Below are 18587 nucleotides of genomic sequence, written 5' to 3'. Positions count from 1 at the left end.
TGATCCCGAAAGCTGTCGTTCATTGGGAGCGATCGGTCAGGTTATCCGATCTAGCCGTCAAGCTTCTTGGTGATGGCGATTGGGTGAGACGCGATAAGCGCCAGCGGGATTCCGACGAATGCGATGTGAGGGAAAAGGGAAATAGCGATCTCGGCCGGACCGGTCAGCGGATAGATCGTCGGCCAGCGCGACGGCAGTACGATCAGATACATGAGGGCGTAGAGCGCCAGGCCGTAACCAGTCCCTGCCACCCATGGCGGCACCGCGTCCAATTTTCGATTGGCGGCCAGCATGAAATAGGCCGCGACCATCACGATCATTATCGCGAAATGCACGCCCAAGCCGAGAAGCGCGCCGCCCGCGCCCCACCTGCTGGCTGCATCCCCAAACGGGCCTGACGCCACGCCGCGCAGGACCATCCCGGCGGTCCCGCCCTTCAGAAGGGTCGTGACGATCGCATAGCCGATGTCCAATGTCCCGCAAACGAGCACCGCGACCGACAGCTGCTTGAGTGGCACCAATATATCCTCCCCCGTTCAAGTTGTGCGATTGTGCCCGGCGCCTCGCGATAGGACATTCGAGGTGCGGGCGAACGTCCAATTCCTGCGGTGCAACGTCCGTGACTTCGGGTGCGCGCGCTGGCATAGCGGCCCAACTGAGGTCTCAGAATGTGATGGACCGCCCCGCGCCTGTAATCATCGACGAACTGCCCGCCGCTGCCTCGCCGCCTATTCGGGGCCTGGTAGCGATGAGCGCGGTATTCTGGATTTCCAGTTTCGCCGTGCTGGCGGTGGGCGACATGTCGCGCGCGCCCGATCGCGCGCTGGCGATCGTCGGGATGCGGATCGCGCTGACCGCACTGGGCATGGGTTTCTGCCTTCTCATTCACCTGTTGCTGCGGCGCCTTCACCACCGCGGCTTTCGCGATCGCGTGATCGCATTGGTAATCGTCGCGCCGGTCTGTGCCGAACTGTTCGCCTGGGCCAATTATTTCGGAATGGAGGTGGCGTTCGGCGTGCCTGTGCACGTGCCCGCGGTGAACCTGGCCAGCGCGATCGGCAGCGTGATGCAATTCACCTGGCTTTTCCTGGCCTGGGCCGGCTTCTACTTTGCGCTCTATTATTCGGCCGAATCCGAAGCCAAGGAGCGCCGCGCCGGTCAGCTGCGCGTGCTTGCCCAACAGGCACAGCTCCAGGCGCTGGCCTACCAGATCAACCCCCATTTCCTGTTCAACAGCTTGAACGCGGTTTCCGCACTCATGCTGGATGGCCGGATCGCCGACGCGGAGCAGATCGTGACGCGGCTCGCGCGCTTTCTGCGGCATACGCTCGCGCTCGATCCCACATCCGACATCACATTGGGCCAGGAAGTCGCGATTCAGCGCGAGTATCTGGCGATCGAGCAGCAGCGCTTTCCCGACCTGGCGGCCGAATTCCAGATCCCGGAAGCGCTCGTCAACGCGCGGTTGCCGGCGCTTTCGCTCCAACCGCTGGTCGAGAACGCTGTCAAGCACGGTGTCGCGCGTTCGGCGCCGCCGACCTGGATCCGGATCGCCGCCAGCGCTGACGAAGAGCAGTTGGAAGTCACTGTCGAGAATGGCGGCGGTGGCCAATCAAGAGGCATGGCGGAGCCGGACGGCGCCGGCGTCGGGCTCGCCAATGTCCGCGACCGACTGGCGCGGCTCTTCGGAGAGCGCGGCCGGCTCGCCGCCGGGCGGCTCGACGACGGCACGTTCCGCGCGGTGGTCTCGTTGCCGTTGAGCGTCCTTCGATGATCCCGCTCACCGTCATGACCATCGATGACGAGCCGCTGGCACTGCGCCGGCTCGAACTCGCCATCGCCGAGGTGCCCGGTTTCGTTCACGTGGCCGACGCGGATGGCTGCGGGACGGGCCTCTCGCGTTTCGCGGAATGCCGCCCCGATATCATCATCGTCGATATCAAGATGCGCGATGGTACCGGCTTCGACTTTGTCGACCGGCTGCAGGCAACGCGTTTCCCGGCGATCATCTTCGCGACGGCGTTCGACCATTTCGCAGCGCGCGCGTTCGAAACGCCAGCGGTGGACTACGTCCTGAAGCCGATCGAGATTCCGCGTTTGCGGGCCGCGCTGCACCGCGCACGGGCGCGGTTGGCCGACGGCGCCGCGGCGACCACCATTGCCGAGCTGCGCGCCGTCGTGGAGAATCTGCGGCGCGCGACGCCCGGATCGGCGGAGGTGCCCGGCGAGCGGGAAGTCTGGGTCCGCGGCAGCCGGGGTACGATGACGCGGATCGCAATCGCCGACATCCGCTTCGTCACCAGCGAAGACGACTATGTTCGCCTTCACCTCGCTGACCGGTCCTATCTGGTCCGCATGTCGATCCGCGCCTTTGCCGATCAGGTGCCGGTCGACGAGTTCATCCGCGTTCACCGGCGCGCGCTGGTGCGGCGCACCGAAATCATCGATGTGATCCGGACGGGATCCCGGGTTCAGGCTGTGCTCGCGGATGGCCGCACCGTTGAGGCGGGGCGGATCTACGCCCGCGGCCTGCTCGACATGATCCGCAGCGCCCAGCTCGGCTGACTTCAACGCTCGCCACGCGAATTACGACGTTCGCCGCGCGCCGCGACGTTCACCGGGCACGCTGCCCGGCTGGCCCGCAACGGCGTTGTTCGATCCGGCCACCGGTCGTCTTGATCGGCCCAATGCCCGCAGACCGATTTACCGGCGGGGCAAAAAGGGAGGGCCGAATGACCAAGATCCTTTGTCGCCGCGGCTTGAGCGGCGCCGCGTTGCTCGCGATCGCCGTAACGCTGGCGCAGCCGGCATTCGCGCAGGACATGTCCGCCGCGCCGGCGCAGGCCGATGACGTGCCTTCCTCACCCGATGGCCAACCGGCCGGGAGCGGGAGCGAGGAAATCGTCGTCACCGGATCGCGCATCGCGCGGCCCAACCTCGAGAACAGCACGCCGACCCTGGTCGTCGATTCCACCCTGCTCAACCGCCAGGGATTCGAGAACATTGCCGACATCGCGACATCGCTGCCACAGTTCGCCCCCGCGTTCGGCGGCGGGCGTACCACCTCGTCATTCTCGGGGGCGACTGCCTCCGGCCTCAACACGACCAACCTCAGGAACCTGGCGCCGATCCGCAGCGTGGTGCTGATCAACGGCCGCCGCGTGCCCGGAGGCACGCCGCTCAGCACGGCAGTCGATTTCAATACCCTGCCGACCGCGAACATCGACCGGATCGAGATCATTACCGGCGGTGCCTCTGCGGTCTATGGCGCCGACGCGGTCGCCGGCGTGGTCAACATCATCACCAAGAGCGACTTCCGCGGTTTCCAGGCGGGAGCGAGCTACGGCATCGCCGAGCGCGGCTATAACGAGAACCCGAACGGCTATGTGATGTTCGGCACCGGCCTGGGCGACAGCGGGCACGCGCTGTTCACGCTGCAATATACTTACGAAGGCTTGGTGTCCTGCGCCGATGCCTATATCTGCAATACCGATATCCGCTACAACAATCCGGCCGAGGGCCCAGTGCGCGCGCCGGACGGCGGGCTGACCGGCGTGCCGCCCTATTCGGGTGTCGTGCCGGGGGGTCGGTTCTTCATCGGTTCGGGCAGCCTGACCCGCAACCTGTCGACCGGCCAGCTGCAGACGTTCAACCTCGCGCGGGATGGCTTCAATCGCAATCCGGAACGGACTTTGGCGATCCCCACCCGCCGCATCATGTTCGCGGCTGAGGCCGACTATCCCATAACCGATTCAGTCACCGCCTTTGCCGAATTCAACTACGGCCGTTCATCGACGGATGGCCCGATCGAGGCTGCACCATTCCAGGGCACGACCAACGTGTTCGGCGGCCAACCCGGAGTGCCCGGTGTGCCCGTGACGATACCGGTCGATAACCCGTTCTTCCTGGCCGCAACGACGCCGGCGCAGCGTGCGGCGCTCACGCCGGCGCAAATCGCGAACGGCATCGACTGGTCGCAGCGTTTCTCCGAGTTCGGCAAGCGCGGCGCGACGAACGAGCGCAACACCATTCGAGCTGCGGCCGGCCTCAAGGGCGAGTTCTCGATCGGCGACTCCGAATGGAATTGGGAAGCGTCCTACGTCTACGGCCGGACGGAGCTCAACAGCTCGACCGACGGATTGGTCGGTACCGACCGGCTTTACTACGGTCTTCGGGTCGAGGCCGATCCCGCCAATCCCGGCAGCTATCGGTGCAGTGACGCCGGCGCCCGGGCGTCCGGCTGCGTGCCGATCAATCCGTTCGCGCCTTACACACAGGATCAGATCGACTATCTGGTCGTGAAGGCCGGGCAGAGCGGCATCAGCACGTTGCACGATTTCAACGCGTTCGTGTCGGGTTCGCCCTTTTCGCTGCCGGCCGGACCGGTCAGCGTGGCGCTGGGCGTGGAATACCGCACCTTCTCGGGGTTCCAGGATACCGACGAATCGATCCAGCGCGGGCTGACGACCGGCAACCAGATCGGCGATAATGAATTCGTGGAGATCCGCACCAAGGAAGCCTTTGGCGAGCTGATCGTGCCGATCCTGCGGGACGAGTCGTTCACGAAGAATCTGGAGTTCGAAGGCGGCTACCGCATTTCCGATCCGAACCGCGGCGACAGCTATCAGACTTGGAAACTAGGCGGGACGTGGGAGCCCATTGCCGGCATCCGTTTCCGCGGCGTGCGCGCCCGCGCCGTTCGCGCACCGACGCCCGGCGAGCTGACCGGCCTCGGGCAGACCTTCGGCTCGGTCGACGATCCGTGCCGCGCGGTGAATCGCAATGCCAATCCGACGCGCGCGGCCAATTGCACGGCCGATGGCGTGCCGGCGGACTATGCGCCGCCGCTGTCCGTTCAGCAGAATGTGGCCGGGACGATCGGCGGCAATCCCAATTTGGAGCCTGAACGCGCCGATACCTGGACCTATGGGTTGGTTCTCGCGCCGCAGTTCTTGCGGGGCTTTACGCTGACGGTGGATCGGTTCGACGTGAAGATCGGCGGCTTCATCAACACCGTCGGGCGCCAGGCAAAGGTCAACCTCTGCTACGACACTGCCGACCGGCAATTCTGCGACGACATCACGCGTGGCCCGCGGTCGGAGATCCCCGGCAACTGGGCGCTGACGGCGATCGACGATCAGTTGCTCAACGTCAGCGAGTTTCGGGTCAAGGGCTTCGATATCGAGGCGCGATATTCGTTCGATCCGGGGATGGCGTTGTTCAGCGGGCCAAGCCGGCTGACGCTGCAGGTCCTGTCGACGATCTATGACGAGGCTGAGCAGACTCAGCCCGACGGCAGCATCACCAAGCTGGACGGCTACGCCGGCGGCGACACCTCGAACCAGGGCTTCCTGCGCTGGCAGGCAACCGGCAACGTGATGTACAGTTCGGGGCCCTTCGACCTCACCTACAGCATGCGGTACATCCCGAAGACGGAAGCCAGCCCGTTCTTGACGGGGTTCCCCAAGATTCCCGCCGCCGACTACCACAACATACGGATGAGCTTCTCGGTCGCCGAGCAAATGCAATTCTATGCGGGCGTGAACAACCTGTTCGACCGCAAGCCTCCGATCGTTCCGGACAATACGTCGGGGTCGCAGGCGCAGAACACGATCTCGGGCTTCTACGATGTCTTTGGCCGCTCCTATTTTGTTGGGACGCGATTGACCTTCTGAGATCAACGTGCCGGCGCCGAGATGTCGCCGAGCGAACGGAGATTTGGCCTAAGAGCGGCTCGTCTGAACGAAAGACGGGCCGCTCTGACGCTGGACGGCTTTGCGCCCGCCGTCCGGTCATTCGAGTTCCCGAACTCGGACCCCAAGGGCTGCCGTTCGTTCAGGCAGTTTGGTCTGACGGCTCCGGGGCACGGACGAGGCGCCTTGCGGCGGCGGGAATACGGGCGCGGTCCGCCCCTGATGGTGTTCGCGTCGCGATTGGGTTCTACAGCGGCACGATTACCAATCCGATCCAGGACCAGCGGGCTGGCAAGGAGCCTCTTCCTTAGGGTCGCAGTCCCACCACCGGACATCGATCAACGGGAAATCGCCCACCGATCGTGGCGTGGCAGAGCGCAGGACCGGGCCAATGATCTCGTCCTGTGCGACCGAGAAGCCGTCATTGTTGAACACTCCCGCGCACGCGCCGGTGGCCAACAGGCAAAGGTTCAACTGAGCGTCGCTTGCAAAGCCCGCGCCCTGCTGATCAAGCGCCGCCCTAAGAAAATAGCCCGCATTGATAAGGTAATTGCCATCAGGATTGATCTGCCGGCCGAAGGCATAGACGTCGAGCGGTGTCATGCCGGTCGGAACCAACGAGAGCAGGTCGCGGGTGGTGATGCCGCTGAAGGCGATGTTCGTACCACTGTTCTGGACGAATATGCTGTTGCCGGCGCGCAGCGTCACACGGCCGCCTTCGATGAAACCGCGGTCATTGACCGCGCCGCCATTGTTGCGCAGCGCGTCGTCGCGGCCGGCAAATGCCGGATCAGCGGCCAATTGGGACAGCACGTCACTGCGTGCCGACCAGATATTGGCCGAGGACAGACTGATCTCACCGGCCGCGAGCCCGCCGGCATCTAACACCCTGAGGCTACCGGTGTCGGTCACGATCTGGATCCGTCCGGACGACGTGATCGAAATGCCGTTGCCAATGCCTGCGCCAGCCATGCGGACGGCGCCTTCGACCTGCACGATCGTGTTGCCCAATCCCTCGATCGAAAACCGGCCCACGCCGGTTCCGTTCGGGGTCAGCGTTGCCGAAAGATCCAGGTCGCGCAGCACGATGTCCGGCGCGCGATTGGCGGCGGTGCCGGTCGCCGAAGCCGTGATCGACAATTGCGGCGCGCGGATCCTGCCGGCTTCATCGTTGGTCAGCGTGTAGCCCGGGCCCTGCGCGGCGCCACCGACCACGGTCGGCAGCGTGCTGGGCCGCGCGGTCAGCGCCACCAATTGTGTCCCAGCACCACCCAGCCGCGCCGCCGTGCCCAGATTGATGTCTGCGGAAGTGACCCGGATTTCGGCCCCGGAGACGGCTCCGGTTATCGCAAAATTGCGTGCGGCGTCGAAGGTTAGATTGGTGCCAGTCGTACCTGTGCCGCTGATGTCCCCGGTGCTGCTGGTCAGCGCGATGGTGCCGCCAGCGCGTCCATAGCGCGGTCCCGGCGGGGTCGGGCGAGACCCCGCCGGAATGCGATCATCCCCCGACCAGAACGTGGCGGAGCATGAGCAGGGTAACCACGGCTTGAAGGGTGATCGACATCGTCCGCGGCCAGTTGAACCGGATCAGCTCGACGATGACGCCCATGTCCTTGCCGCCCTTCTCGAGCCGCGCGTGGCGCGGAATTTCCAGCAGCACGGTCACCAGAAGGCCGATGACGCCTCCGACGATGTTCGCCGCGCTCATCCAGGCCGGGACCGCGGGCCCCAGCAAAGCGAGCGGGATCGGCGTCAGAAAGGCGGCGAAGCCGGGCAGGATGACCGGCAACGGGATGTGGCGCGAATAGAAGCGGTGATAGGCGACGTAATCCGCCTCTCCCACGCGAGCGAACAGCGGATAGGTCACGATCTGGACCAGCCAGATCTGGCCCAGGACCCAGAAGATCAGCCCGGTCCAGAGCAGCAGGAAGAAATGGGAAGCGTCCATGATGTACCTTTCTTGCAATGAGGATTGGCGGGATGCCGGGCGCGGGTGACCGATCGCCCGAAGGGGCGGCCGAGACCGCATCTCGCCGATCTCCGCTCGTCGGCGACGCCCTATTGCGGCGGGTGCCCGAGCGCGTCGCTGAGCAGCTTGGGCGGCAATTTGGCCGCCAGTCGCGGCGCGAGCTCGGCTTCGAGGCCGCGCAGGCGGTCGTCGAGGGAGGTCAGGCCGAGGGTCCCGAAGACCGCTTCGTAGCGTGCTGCCTCGGGCCCGGTCAGGAATTCGATGAGCGTCACGCCGTCGATCCAGAGCTTCACGACGCGGAAAAGTCCCGTTTCCACTTCTTGCACCGGCCAGCTTTCTGCTTTTGCCGCTGCTGCGATCGTGGCGGCATCGACCGCGGCCCTGACGAGCACATGCGCGCTCCCCGGCTGAGCACCGCTGGACCGCTGGCATACCCCCAGCGGCGCGTCCGGCGTCAGGACCGAGGTGGCCGGAAGAATCTCGAGCATCGAGCCTTTGTCATCGCCCATGACGACGAACCAGGATCCATACGGGAATGGCGGACTCGGCGCCCGTATGGGACTCGCGCCGGTCAGCTCGGCAAGCATCTGCGCAACGCGCGCCGGGTGGTTCGCCCCGCATGACGCATGATGAATCATCGCGCGATCCTCATCGTGAAGCTGCTTTCGATCTAGCTGGCCAACCATCCGCGCTGGATCGCCTGAGCGACCGCCTGCATGCGCGTGCGCACGCCAAGCCGCTCGCAGATTGCAGTGACGTGATAGTCGACGGTGCGGCCGGAGATGCGCAGGATGACGCCGATATCGGCGGAGCTCTTGCCCTGGCTGATCCAGCGCAGACATTCCAGCTGCCGGTCGGTCAGCGGGAGGCCGGAGGAACTCGGCGGAGCAGGGTCCGTCCGGAGTCTCCGGGACACGGAGGGCGTCCAGGAACCGTGCGTGGATGCGAGGGCAGCGGGACGGGCTCGCAGGGCGACGTAGTTAGGCATCCTAGTTATATCATCCAGCAATTGTCGAATACGCTCCGAAGTCCGCCGGGAGCGATGGTGCAGTCGACGACCAGCGTTTGAATTAGCGGGGAATTGAGCGTGGTTTTTCGGTGGAGAACCGTGGAATTTGCTCGTCGGCCGGCTTCTCATCCGGAAATGATGGGACATCACGTCAGCGGCATGGCAGGCTTCGCCTTCGCCAATCGCGGAGAAACCGGACCGAACCATGTTGCGGATTGACGTTCTCGGTGGTCTGACCTTGCGTGCGGGGGACGAGGTTCTCGCGCTTCCGGCGTCGCGAAAGACCCGGGCGCTGCTCGCCTATCTGACCATCGGCCGCCAGGCCCAGCGCCGCGAGCATTTGTGCAACCTTCTCTGGGATGTGCCGGATGATCCCAAGGGGGCCTTGCGTTGGTCCTTGAGCAAGCTGCGCACCGCATTGAGCCCCTTCGCGCCCGCGTGCCTACAGGCGGATCGCGAGCGGGTGTGGATCGACGAGGGCCAGATCATTGTCGACCTGTTCGATCATCAGCGGCTGCTCGACCGGGCGGGAAACGGCCCGGCTGCGGTCGCCGACTTCGGCGCCGCCGCCGCCGCCCTGCGCCAGCCGCTGCTCGCCGGCCTCGATCTCCCCAACCAGAGTCAGTTCCAGGCATGGCTGACCGCGGTGCGGGACGAGGCCGAGATGACGCACCGGCGCCTGCTGATGCGGCTGGCGCTGGACGGCGACAGTTCGCCCGAGGAAGCACTGCCATGGTGCCGCGAATGGTTTGAGTGCGATCCGCTGAACGTGCGCGCCGCTTCCGCGTTGAACCGAACCCTCATCCGCCTCGGCCGTGCGCTGGATGCCAGGGCGGTCATCGAGCGCTATTCGCAGGAGGCCCGGGCCGCGGGCCTCGAGGTGGAGGAGGTCGGCCCAGGCCAGGACGACCCGGACACGCAGGCTCCGGCACCTGCCGGCTCCGGCGCCGACTTCCTCAATCGCCAGACGATCAGCTTCTGCACGACGTCCGACCGCGTGCGGATCGCGCTCGGCACGGTCGGCCGGGGCCCACCCATCGTCAAGGCCGCCAATTGGCTGAACCATCTCGAGCTGGACTGGTACAGCCCGATCTGGGCGCCGCTGTTCCGCGAGCTGGCGCGCGACTATCGCTTCATTCGGTACGACGAGCGCGGCAACGGCCTTTCGGACTGGCAGGTCGCTGACCTGAGCTTCGACGCCTTCGTGCGGGATCTGGAAACCGTCATCGACGCGACGACCTCAGGGCCCGTCCCGCTGCTCGGAATATCGCAGGGATGCGCGGTGGCGATCGAATATGCCGCACGCCATCCGCAGCGCGTGAGCCACCTGATCCTGTGGGGCGGCTATGCCGAAGGCTGGCGGATCAACGCCACGCCGGAAGTCCGCGCCGAACGCGAGGCGATCTTCACTCTGGTCCGCCAGGGATGGGGTCGGGCCGATCCCGCCTATCGGCACCTCTTTTCCGCCACCTTCATGCCCGGTGCGACCCCGGCCGAGCTCGACTGGTTCAACAACTTCCAGCGCGAGACCGTCTCGCCGGAAAACGCCGTTCGCTTCCTCGAAGTGTTCGCCGACATCGACGTGCGGCACCGGCTCGAGGATGTCCGCGCGCCGACCCTGGTGATGCACGCACGCGGCGACCAGCGCGTTCCTCTGGCGCTGGGCGGCGCGATCGCCGCGGGCATCGCCGGGGCCGAGTTCGTGGCGCTCGACAGCTACAACCACCTCCTCCTCGGCCGCGAACCGGCGTCGGCGGCCTTTGTCGGTCACATTCGCCAGTTCCTCGCCGACCACCGCTGATCGGTGATCAGCGGCCAGGATTGCCGCCGGCGGACGCGCGGTCCCAGGCGAAAGCGTAGAGGTCGGTGAACTCGGCGATCAGCCGATCACGGGCGCTGCCGACGCCGTGACCGGCCTCGGCATCGGCGCGGATCAGCACGCGGCGGCGATCCCCGAACCGCTCGAGCGCGCGCGCCGCGAACTTGGCGGACATCCACGGCGACACGCGCCGATCGTTGAGGCCGAGGGTCAGCAGCGTGTCCGGCAGGTCCCGGGCGGTTTCGAGCATCCGATAGGAATCCTGCGCGACCAGCGCCGCATAGCCTGCGGGCGTTGCCGGATCGCCCATCTCGGCGAACTGGTTGGGACCGTTGTCCGCAACCGCCAGCCGGGTCGGGTTGAGGATCGCTACCCGCGGCAGCAACGCCGAGAACAGCTCGGGCCGCATCAGGACGGCTGGCGGGACGAGCGTGCCGCCGGCGCTGGTTCCGGTCGCCGCGATCGTCCCGCGGCGCGCATAGCCCGCCTCGACCAGACGTTCGGCGCAGGCGATGAAGTCGGCATGCGCCATGGGGCGGTTCGCCGACCGGCCCGCCTCATGCCAGTCGCGCCCGCGCTCGCCGCCGCCCCGCGTTCCGCACAGGGCGAGGGCGCCCCCATGTGCGGCCCAGGGCAGGAAATAGCTTTGGTACCAGGGCGAGGTGGTCGCCTGGCCATAGGCGCCATAGCCTCCCAAAATGGTCGGGACCGTGCCCGAGCGGCGGCGCGGGGCGAGGATGATCATCGGCACCCGCTGGCCGTCGCGGCTGACCGCCTCCTCGCGGATCACCTTGATGTCGCGCGCAGCGGTCCAGGTCGCCGACTCGAGCCCGAGCGGCGACACCTTTCCGCCAATGGCGCGATGAAAGTCGGTGGCATGAGTCCAGTCGGTCAGCCCGAAGAGCAACGCAGCCCCGTCGGTACTGGTGGTGGCGGATCGAATGTCCGCCTCGCGCGACAACGGCACTTCGCGCGCCGGCGCGTTGCCGCCGGCGAGAAACAGCAGATGGACGATGCCGTCGCGCCGGCCGACGACATAGATGCCGTCGCGGGTCGCATAAACGTCGGAGAGGATGAGATCGCCGGGCGCAAGGACACGCTCCGCCGCCTCGACCCCGTTTGCACCGAAGCGCCGCCGCATCAAGGCGCCGTTCGATGCGCCCAGCGTGGACACATAGAAGATGTCCCGGCCCCGCACCGCGACGCTCAAGGCCTGCGCGTCATAGCCGACCGCTTCATGCCATTGGACGCTGGGCGCCTCGAGCGCGCTCGCCGGGGTCACCAGGGCGCGAACATCAGCGCGGGCGCCTCCCGCCATCGCCACCACGAGATCGCTTGCGATACCGCGGCCGATGCTGGGAAACTCGCTCGCCGAAACGTTGCCCGAGACATTGTGGCCGAAAACCGCTCGCCCGCCATCGGCGGCGCCCGGCTGCATCACAACGACCTGCATGCCGCGTTGCAGGTCCTCGCCGGAATAGCCGGCCATGCGGGTATAGGCGACGCGCTCGTTCGAAAGCCAGCTGACGGGGAGCTGCCCCCAGATCGGACCGAGGGCGGTGCCGCGCGGCATGCCGCTCGCCACGTCGATGAACGTCGCGTCGCCGGCTTCGCCGCCGCCGCGGGCAACATGGACCGCCACGGTCAGGCCATCCGGGGCGACGCTGTAGTTGCTGATCGCCGCCCCTTTTGGCGGCGCGAAGAGCACACGCTCGTCCCTGCCCTCGCGGACGATCAGCTTCGCTGTCTGGTCGCTGGGCTCGGCCCGGAGAAAGAAGAGCCGGTTGCCGGCCGATTGCGCCTCGCCCTGGCTCGTGCCCGCCGCGGTCGCGGCCGCGAGGAGCGCGGCGAACGCCGGGCGCTCCGGCAAGGCTTCGAGCTGCCGCCTGGCGGCGCTGCTCGACGCCTCCAGCCAGGCGAGCATCTCGCCGCGGCGTGCCGGATCCTCCATCCAGCGATAGGGATCGGAGACGGCGTCGCCGAAGACGTTCTCGGCAAAAGGCACTTTGGGAGCATGGACCTGCTGGGCGCACAGCGACGCAGGCATGGCGGTTGCCGACAGGAGAAGTGCGGCAGCGATGAAGCTACGAGTCACGATTGTCATCCTTATGTTGGAAGGCCGAATTTCGGCGGCGGCGCATGCGCCTCCCGCTCGGGAGAGCGATTGAGCGACAGGAGCTGCTCAGAGATAGGACAGCCACCAGTCGCGGCGGCGCGCCTTCACCGCGCCCCACCACCGGCAGCAGGGATAGAGTAGCAGCAGCGTCGTGCCCCAGGCGGCGAAGGTGGCCGAGATCGGGAAGTCGAGCGCCGACAGCGCGCCTGGATCGAGGAACGCCTTCCGCAGAAAGTCGAACAGCCCGTCGGTCGATCGTCCGGACAGCAGATGGGCAACGATGCTCAGGGCGTGGACCAGATAGACGTGGAGCAGATAAGCGAACAGCGGCACGGCGCCGAAGACCCGCAGGACCCGCCCCGCCGCGCCGCTCCAGCGCTCGAGCAACGGGACGATCAGGAGCATCGGGCCGAGCGTGGCGCAGACGAACAGGAGCGAGGGCGGGTATTTGGTCACGTCGAGGAAGCGCATGACCGTCGCGGCCCACGACGTCTCGGCGGCCCAGGGGCGCGGATCGCCATAGCCGTTGAGCGCCCGCAGCGTCAGGAAGGCGACGATCATCGCCGCGCCGATCAGGACCAGCGCGCGGTCGCGCTTCGCCGACAGGAAGACCGGGCCGAGGCCAAAGCCCAGCGCCATCACGCCGATCCAGGCGAGGACCGGGTAGCCGACAAAGGCGATCGGAGCGCCGCCCGCCGACCACATGCCCCCTTCGTGCAGGAACACCCAGAGCCAGCCCAGCGATCCGAATTGCTGCGGGGTCAGCGGGTCCAGCAGGTTGTGGCCCATGACGATCGCGATTCCGATGCCGAGGATGACGCGATGCGGAAGCCAGACGAACGCCGCCAGCGCCACCATCGCCCAGCCGATCGCCCAGATCACCTGCAGGAACATAAAATAGGGAAGGCTGAACGACCAGCCGAAGCTCACCACGGTCACCTCGAGTATGACCAGCCAGATGCCGCGCTTCAGCAGGAATCCGGACAGTACCGGTTTCGCCTTGCCGTTGGCGGCCTGCAGCCAGGCGGACACGCCCGTCAGAAAGACGAAGGTGGTCGCACAGAAATGCGTCACCCAGCGGGTGGCGTAGAGCAGCGCGGTGGTGCGCGCCGGATCCAGCGGATCGAAGGCAAAGCCGCTGACGTGGAAGTAATGGCGCACATGGTCGAGTACCATCAGGACGATGACCAGCCCGCGCAGGATATCGATGGCGCGCAGCCGTGTGCCCGCCGCGCGCGTCGTGGCGGACGTATTCGGCCGATACGCCGCGCCGGCGGGTTCGCCAGCGGATGCCGACTGAAGCAGGGCGAGCGGGAAGATGCGCATGCTCAGCCCGCCATCGATTGCGCGAGGTCGGCCGGCCGGTTCGCGGCGGTGCCATAGCTCAGCCGCCGCCACAGCCATTCCACCGGACCGTAAGGAAAGACCGACAGCCACAAGCGGCTGAGCAGCGCGAGGGCGAGGAAGAGGAGCAGCGCGAAGACGGTGATTCCGGTGATGCCGAACGCGCTGATGCGACCCAGGCCGTAGCCATAGAAGACCCAGCCGCCGAATGCGCCCGACAAGAGATAGTTGGTGAGCGCCATCCGCCCGGCCGGCGCGAGCACGGCTTGCAGCTGGCGCGCGCCCCGCGAAAAGAGCAGGGTCAGCGCGGCGAGATAGCCGAACGCCAAGATCGGGACGCCGGCAAAGGCAGCGGTGGCGCCTGCGGCGGCAAGCCCCTTCGCCTGAAAGCCGAGGAACGGCATCATGTTCACGGCGCTCAGGATCAGACCCGAGGGAATGCCCCACCAGGCGATCCGCCGAAGCAGCTGCCGGTGGCGCGCGGGATCGGTCAGCGCGCCGGTGCGGACCGACCAGCTGCCGAGGAGGAACAGGCCGAAGACGCTGAGATCATAGACGATCATGTGCGCGGTAGCGCTCGCGTGACGCGTCGCCCCGATCCAGATGTTCGCGCGGATCGCGTCGAGATAGGAAGCGCTCGTATAGGCGGTAAGACCATGTGCCGCACGATCGGCCGCAGTAGGCGTGAACAGGCTCGGGATCGGATGGCCGAGCACTGCCTGCGCCAGACCGTCAACGAGCGGCGGCGCCACCGTCAGCGCCAGCCCGACCTTCAGCAGGGTGGCGTTGCGCCAGCTTGCGCACAGCATCAGCAGGAAACCGAGCAGCGCGTAAGTCACCAGGATGTCGCCCCAGAAAAGGAAGATCTGGTTGACGAGACCGAACAGCAGCAGCGCCCCGAGGCGCCGCATATAGAAGCTGCGGAAATCCGCACCCTTCGCCTCGGCGCGCGTCAGCAAGATGGCGAAGCCCGCACCGAACAGAAAGGCGAAGCAGGACCGCGCCTTGCCCAGCACGAACAGCAGGTCGACGGCAGCGATGCCCATGTCCACCCCGGTCGCCGCGCCGAACACCTGGCGTCCGTTGAACATCATCACCATCGAACCGATGTTCATGACGATGATGCCCAGCAGCGCGAGGCCGCGCAGCGAATCGATATGGGTGACGCGCGTGCGCACCGGACGGTGCACGGCAGACCCGTCATCGAGCAGATTCATGTCTGTGTTGCTCCTCAAAAAGCCCGGCCGATAGGGAGGGGCCGGGTGAGGGAGCGTTTGGGAGAGCGTGTGAACCGGCGTGGAAAATGAAGACCCGGGTCTATGCGAGGCGGACCTCAAGCGACATTCTCGATCGCGCTCGCGACTTCGATCTGCTCAACCATCGCGTTCGCCAGCTCGTGCTGCACGGCCCCACTGCGATGGGGCGAACGGTCCGTCGCGCGTCGTTCCCTATGCGAAGCTCAAAGCAGAGACCGCCGACATCGCATCGATCGATTTCGGCTATGCCAAGGGACCGGTCGAAGCGAATGTCAGCCTGTTCGCCTCGCCAAACGCCTGGCCGACGATATGCCAGCCGCCCGAAATGCCGAGGCCGGCCAGAACGAGCGCGACGGCGATGTCGGGCCAGGCCGTTCCGGTGCCGAACACGCCAGCGGATCGGCCACGCGGTGGATGGGCAGCTACGCGCCCTCATTGCAGACGTTCAGCCATTCCGCGGGTAGACCCTAAAGCTGCCTTTGGTTCATTAACCGAAGAATGCGCGAGTGACGCGGTGGCGCCGAAGTTAGCCGGCCAGGTGCATAAATGCTCTTGAAGCGTTCGTCCCGTTTCCTAACTATCTTCGTACCGGGCGCCGTTGTTCGGGTCCGGCTGGACACAGAGGGCGCCGGCTCTCTCTTTCCGGCGCTACTCATGCCCAGATCGCTTCAATGGAGGATTTGGATATGAGAACCAATTTTGACTTTGCGCCTTATCGGCGCTCGACGGTCGGCTTCGACCGCTTGTTCAACCTGCTCGAAGCGGGCGCGCGCGAGGATGACGGTTATCCGCCGTTCGATATCCTCAAAGATGGTGAAGACAGCTATCGCATCACCCTCGCAGTAGCAGGCTTCCGCCCCGAGGATATCGAGGTGGTGGCTCAGCAGAACCAGCTTACCGTCACCGGCAAGCGCGCCGAGGACGACGGCAATGGCGAGTATCTGCATCGCGGCATCGCCGCGCGCGCCTTCGAACGGCGCTTCCAGCTTGCCGACTTCATCGAAGCGGGCAATGCCAGCTTCGAGAACGGCTTGCTGAACATCGCGCTGAAGCGCGTGGTGCCCGAGGCGATGAAGCCGCGCCGGATCGCGATCGGCGGCAGCAACGCTGCCAACGATCGGATCGAAGCGTCCAAGAGCAAGGATCGCGAAGCGGCTTGATTCTTGGCGTCAACCGGTTTGCCGGCGCCGTCCTTGGACGGACCGGCAGGCCATGTCCCACATCCAGCCAGAAAAGGAGATGATCATCATGGCTATTCGTGATCTCATTCCCTGGAGCCGGCAGGAAAACCGGCTTCCGGTTCCGGTCCGCCCCGAGCGCGACGGTGATTCCCATCCGCTGCTCTCGCTTCATCGCGAAGTGAACCGGCTGTTCGACGATGTCCTGCGTGGGTTCGGGACGCCGGCGTTCACCGGTCTCGATCGCGCGGTCGGCTGGCCGCATGTCGAGCTTGCCGAGACCGACAAGGAGCTGCGCATCACGGTCGAACTGCCTGGTCTCGACGAGAAAGATGTCGAGATTACCGTCGAGGACGGCGTCCTCACGCTGCGCGGCGAGAAGCGGTCCGAAATCGAGGACAAGGATCGCGGCTATTCGGAGCGCAGCTACGGCCGCTTCGAACGGCGCATCGGCCTTCCCAAGGGCATCGATCGCGACAAGGCGAACGCGACCTTCCGGAACGGGGTGCTCACTGTGACATTACCCAGGACTGAAATCGCCAACGAAAATGTCCGGCGCATTCCGGTCAATGGCAAGGCGGCATGACGACGGTTTGGCCCGGAACGCGGGTTCCGGGCCATTCGCCAAAGAGGGGATCATGTCGGACCGGCACGGTTAGGCGTCGTCGTGCTGAGCGGCGCCTGATCGCGCATGCGTTGATCAACCCGCGGTCAGAGCTTGCCGACCCGGAGGAGCCGCTTAGCCCGACATTGGCTGTAGCGATCGATGCGAGGCACGGTCGAGGGCGTTCAGCACGCGATCGATCACGCCGGCATTGCTCACCGTCTTGGGAAGCTCGCGCCGCGCGAATTGCTGCAGACGATCCACGTCGCGCTGCGGCAACGCGAGCTCGACCGGAATCCTCGCAATGTCTTCGACCTTTCTCCCTTGAACGTTCTTCCCCGACGCGAGGAAATGATCGAGCAGGCGCTTGCGGTCGGCAAAGGTCCAGCCCAATGCTTCGAGCTCGACCGGCGTCAGCGCGAGGAGGGCGAGCGCGAACTCCATGATGTCGTCGAATGGGAGCACAATATGCACCATTCGGCCGCCGCGCTCGCGCCACCGCTGACGAAGCGATCGCTTCATTGGATCGAGATGACCCCGTCGACCGCGCGCCACTCCGCCGGCCTGATGAGCTGGTTGTGAGCAACGCGGACGGAATGCAGCGCGGCCTCGATTTCCCGGTGCCAGTGATCGAGGAAGGCGAACAGCACCGGAAAATCCGGAGCCAGATCATAGTCCTGCCACACGAACAGCTGGAGCAGCGAGGGTGCGTCGGGGCGGTGATAGTGGATCTCCGCCATCGTCAGGCCATAGCCGTCGAGCTGAGCGATGAATGCGCGATCGCTCATTGCAGCGGCGTTCCCGCGCCTGCGTCTTCATCAAGCGCGCGCATGGCCTCGAGGACGTCGTCGATCGGAACGGCACGGTTCGCGCCAGGCGGCTTGCGCAACGCTGGATGATCCTCGACCGCCGAACGATCGGATGCCCAGGATGCAAGGATGGCGCGCTTGACTTCCGGCTCCAGGCTCGGATGGCGCGCTACGTCGAAGGGGTGTGAAAAACGCGAAAATGGCTGCGACATGACCGGCCTCCTTTCCTTGTGTCGCTCCTTTCTCGTCGGTGCGGATCCAAGTCCGCAGGAGGAATTTTGTTGCGGCTGCCGGCCCCGTCAAGAGGGCTCGTGCATCCGGGTTGGCACTGCTGCAGCCTGAGTGCTAAATTTTTTCTGCGGCCCTCTTGAACGCCAAAAATCGCTTTCCTAGCTCGGCGCCGCCTCACGTTCGAAACGGACGAGAGGGCTATCACATCCTGTTTTGCATCTGGAGGTTATGCATGCATTTCCGCCCCTTGCACGACCGTGTGGTCGTCCGCCGCATCGAGGCCGAGGAGAAGACCTCGGGCGGCATCATCATCCCTGACACCGCCAAGGAAAAGCCGCAGGAAGGCGAGGTCGTCGCCGTCGGTCCGGGCAACCGGGACGACAGCGGCACGCTGGTGGAATTGTCGGTCAAGGCCGGCGACCGGATCCTGTTCGGCAAATGGTCGGGCACCGAGGTCAAGATCGACGGCGAGGACCTGCTCATCATGAAGGAGAGCGACATCCTCGGCGTGATCGAGACGATCGCCGAACTCAAGCAGGCGGCGTGATCGCCTGAACCC

19 protein-coding genes are annotated in these 18587 nt (G+C 65.8%); 7 read left to right on the top strand and 12 right to left on the bottom strand.

The features are described 5' to 3' along the window. Window positions 1-50: 50 nt before the first annotated feature. Window positions 51-518 (bottom strand): hypothetical protein, encoded by a 468-nt coding sequence (locus OK349_RS17620; RefSeq protein WP_265119214.1) that lies wholly within the window; start codon window positions 516-518, stop codon window positions 51-53. A gap of 155 nt (window positions 519-673) precedes the next feature. On the opposite strand from OK349_RS17620, the gene OK349_RS17615 reads away from it, so the two are divergent. From OK349_RS17615 to OK349_RS17605, 3 genes are all read left to right on the top strand, one after another. Beyond that, on the top strand, window positions 674-1774 hold the full coding sequence (locus OK349_RS17615) for a sensor histidine kinase (RefSeq protein WP_265119213.1): 1101 nt from the start codon (window positions 674-676) through the stop codon (window positions 1772-1774). Then, window positions 1771-2565 carry a LytR/AlgR family response regulator transcription factor gene (locus tag OK349_RS17610; RefSeq protein ID WP_265119212.1) on the top strand — a complete coding sequence of 265 codons (795 nt, stop codon included), beginning with the start codon at window positions 1771-1773 and terminating at the stop codon, window positions 2563-2565. Before OK349_RS17615 ends, OK349_RS17610 begins: the two co-directional genes overlap by 4 nt. A gap of 167 nt (window positions 2566-2732) precedes the next feature. Further along, the gene (locus tag OK349_RS17605; protein WP_265119211.1) at window positions 2733-5675 is read left to right on the top strand and encodes a TonB-dependent receptor domain-containing protein; all 2943 of its coding nucleotides are present in this window, start codon (window positions 2733-2735) and stop codon (window positions 5673-5675) included. Between the two features lie 279 nt (window positions 5676-5954). On the opposite strand, the gene OK349_RS17600 is transcribed toward OK349_RS17605, so the two are convergent. The 4 genes from OK349_RS17600 to OK349_RS17585 form a co-directional block, all read right to left on the bottom strand. Beyond that, window positions 5955-6944 (bottom strand): hypothetical protein, encoded by a 990-nt coding sequence (locus tag OK349_RS17600; protein ID WP_265119210.1) that lies wholly within the window; start codon window positions 6942-6944, stop codon window positions 5955-5957. A gap of 247 nt (window positions 6945-7191) precedes the next feature. Beyond that, the gene (locus tag OK349_RS17595; protein WP_265119209.1) at window positions 7192-7641 is read right to left on the bottom strand and encodes a hypothetical protein; all 450 of its coding nucleotides are present in this window, start codon (window positions 7639-7641) and stop codon (window positions 7192-7194) included. 110 nt (window positions 7642-7751) lie between these two features. After that, complete coding sequence (locus tag OK349_RS17590; protein WP_265119208.1) at window positions 7752-8348, bottom strand: hypothetical protein; 597 nt, start codon at window positions 8346-8348, stop codon at window positions 7752-7754. Continuing rightward, complete coding sequence (locus tag OK349_RS17585) at window positions 8333-8578, bottom strand: response regulator transcription factor (RefSeq protein ID WP_265119207.1); 246 nt, start codon at window positions 8576-8578, stop codon at window positions 8333-8335. Before OK349_RS17585 ends, OK349_RS17590 begins: the two co-directional genes overlap by 16 nt. Window positions 8579-8876: 298 nt before the next feature. Here OK349_RS17585 and OK349_RS17580 point away from each other — a divergent pair, with 298 nt between their 5' ends. Continuing rightward, entirely contained in the window at window positions 8877-10472 is a 1596-nt protein-coding gene (locus OK349_RS17580; protein ID WP_265119206.1) for a bifunctional AfsR/SARP family transcriptional regulator/alpha/beta hydrolase, read from the top strand. 7 nt (window positions 10473-10479) lie between these two features. Here OK349_RS17580 and OK349_RS17575 read toward each other — a convergent pair whose 3' ends face one another. From OK349_RS17575 to OK349_RS17560, 4 genes are all read right to left on the bottom strand, one after another. After that, window positions 10480-12585 (bottom strand): prolyl oligopeptidase family serine peptidase, encoded by a 2106-nt coding sequence (locus OK349_RS17575; protein ID WP_265119205.1) that lies wholly within the window; start codon window positions 12583-12585, stop codon window positions 10480-10482. Between the two features lie 87 nt (window positions 12586-12672). After that, window positions 12673-13932: an acetyltransferase domain-containing protein gene (locus tag OK349_RS17570; protein ID WP_265119204.1), complete on the bottom strand. Its 1260-nt coding sequence runs from the start codon at window positions 13930-13932 to the stop codon at window positions 12673-12675. A 2-nt stretch (window positions 13933-13934) separates the two neighbouring features. Beyond that, entirely contained in the window at window positions 13935-15167 is a 1233-nt protein-coding gene (locus tag OK349_RS17565; RefSeq protein ID WP_265119203.1) for a DUF418 domain-containing protein, read from the bottom strand. Window positions 15168-15449: 282 nt separating this feature from the next. Then, on the bottom strand, window positions 15450-15596 hold the full coding sequence (locus OK349_RS17560; RefSeq protein ID WP_306310670.1) for a hypothetical protein: 147 nt from the start codon (window positions 15594-15596) through the stop codon (window positions 15450-15452). Window positions 15597-15892: 296 nt separating this feature from the next. Between OK349_RS17560 and OK349_RS17555 the strand changes: the two genes are divergently transcribed. Together OK349_RS17555 and OK349_RS17550 are read left to right on the top strand one after the other, a co-directional pair. Beyond that, window positions 15893-16366: an Hsp20 family protein gene (locus OK349_RS17555; RefSeq protein ID WP_265119202.1), complete on the top strand. Its 474-nt coding sequence runs from the start codon at window positions 15893-15895 to the stop codon at window positions 16364-16366. 88 nt (window positions 16367-16454) lie between these two features. Next, the gene (locus tag OK349_RS17550; protein ID WP_265119201.1) at window positions 16455-16970 is read left to right on the top strand and encodes an Hsp20/alpha crystallin family protein; all 516 of its coding nucleotides are present in this window, start codon (window positions 16455-16457) and stop codon (window positions 16968-16970) included. Between the two features lie 153 nt (window positions 16971-17123). Here the strand turns inward: OK349_RS17550 and OK349_RS17545 are convergent, their stop codons facing one another. From OK349_RS17545 to OK349_RS17535, 3 genes are all read right to left on the bottom strand, one after another. Further along, on the bottom strand, window positions 17124-17432 hold the full coding sequence (locus tag OK349_RS17545) for a hypothetical protein (protein ID WP_265119200.1): 309 nt from the start codon (window positions 17430-17432) through the stop codon (window positions 17124-17126). A gap of 74 nt (window positions 17433-17506) precedes the next feature. Further along, a complete protein-coding gene (locus OK349_RS17540; RefSeq protein WP_265119199.1) occupies window positions 17507-17776 on the bottom strand; it encodes an usg protein in 270 nt (89 codons plus the stop codon). After that, window positions 17773-18009 (bottom strand): hypothetical protein, encoded by a 237-nt coding sequence (locus OK349_RS17535; protein ID WP_265119198.1) that lies wholly within the window; start codon window positions 18007-18009, stop codon window positions 17773-17775. The genes OK349_RS17540 and OK349_RS17535 overlap by 4 nt, the downstream gene beginning before the upstream one ends. 251 nt (window positions 18010-18260) lie before the next feature. Here OK349_RS17535 and groES point away from each other — a divergent pair, with 251 nt between their 5' ends. Next, on the top strand, window positions 18261-18575 hold the full coding sequence (gene groES / locus OK349_RS17530; protein WP_265119197.1) for a co-chaperone GroES: 315 nt from the start codon (window positions 18261-18263) through the stop codon (window positions 18573-18575). The last annotated feature ends 12 nt before the right edge of the window (window positions 18576-18587 follow it).

Source organism: Sphingomonas sp. BT-65 (assembly GCF_026107375.2).
GTDB lineage: Bacteria > Pseudomonadota > Alphaproteobacteria > Sphingomonadales > Sphingomonadaceae > Sphingomonas.
The sequence above is the reverse complement of the archived record's forward strand: the minus strand, read 5'-3'. Positions and strand labels throughout refer to the sequence as shown.

Bases quoted from the DNA above. Each gene is read 5' to 3' on its own strand.
- OK349_RS17565 (WP_265119203.1), bottom strand. From the start codon at position 15,167: ATGAATCTGCTCGATGACGGGTCTGCCGTGCACCGTCCGGTGCGCACG.
- OK349_RS17590 (WP_265119208.1), bottom strand. From the start codon at position 8,348: ATGGTTGGCCAGCTAGATCGAAAGCAGCTTCACGATGAGGATCGCGCG.
- OK349_RS17615 (WP_265119213.1), top strand. From the start codon at position 674: ATGGACCGCCCCGCGCCTGTAATCATCGACGAACTGCCCGCCGCTGCC.
- OK349_RS17605 (WP_265119211.1), top strand. From the start codon at position 2,733: ATGACCAAGATCCTTTGTCGCCGCGGCTTGAGCGGCGCCGCGTTGCTC.
- OK349_RS17540 (WP_265119199.1), bottom strand. From the start codon at position 17,776: ATGAGCGATCGCGCATTCATCGCTCAGCTCGACGGCTATGGCCTGACG.
- OK349_RS17545 (WP_265119200.1), bottom strand. From the start codon at position 17,432: ATGGAGTTCGCGCTCGCCCTCCTCGCGCTGACGCCGGTCGAGCTCGAA.
- OK349_RS17595 (WP_265119209.1), bottom strand. From the start codon at position 7,641: ATGGACGCTTCCCATTTCTTCCTGCTGCTCTGGACCGGGCTGATCTTC.
- OK349_RS17570 (WP_265119204.1), bottom strand. From the start codon at position 13,932: ATGCGCATCTTCCCGCTCGCCCTGCTTCAGTCGGCATCCGCTGGCGAA.
- OK349_RS17610 (WP_265119212.1), top strand. From the start codon at position 1,771: ATGATCCCGCTCACCGTCATGACCATCGATGACGAGCCGCTGGCACTG.
- groES (WP_265119197.1), top strand. From the start codon at position 18,261: ATGCATTTCCGCCCCTTGCACGACCGTGTGGTCGTCCGCCGCATCGAG.
- OK349_RS17580 (WP_265119206.1), top strand. From the start codon at position 8,877: ATGTTGCGGATTGACGTTCTCGGTGGTCTGACCTTGCGTGCGGGGGAC.
- OK349_RS17555 (WP_265119202.1), top strand. From the start codon at position 15,893: ATGAGAACCAATTTTGACTTTGCGCCTTATCGGCGCTCGACGGTCGGC.
- OK349_RS17550 (WP_265119201.1), top strand. From the start codon at position 16,455: ATGGCTATTCGTGATCTCATTCCCTGGAGCCGGCAGGAAAACCGGCTT.
- OK349_RS17535 (WP_265119198.1), bottom strand. From the start codon at position 18,009: ATGTCGCAGCCATTTTCGCGTTTTTCACACCCCTTCGACGTAGCGCGC.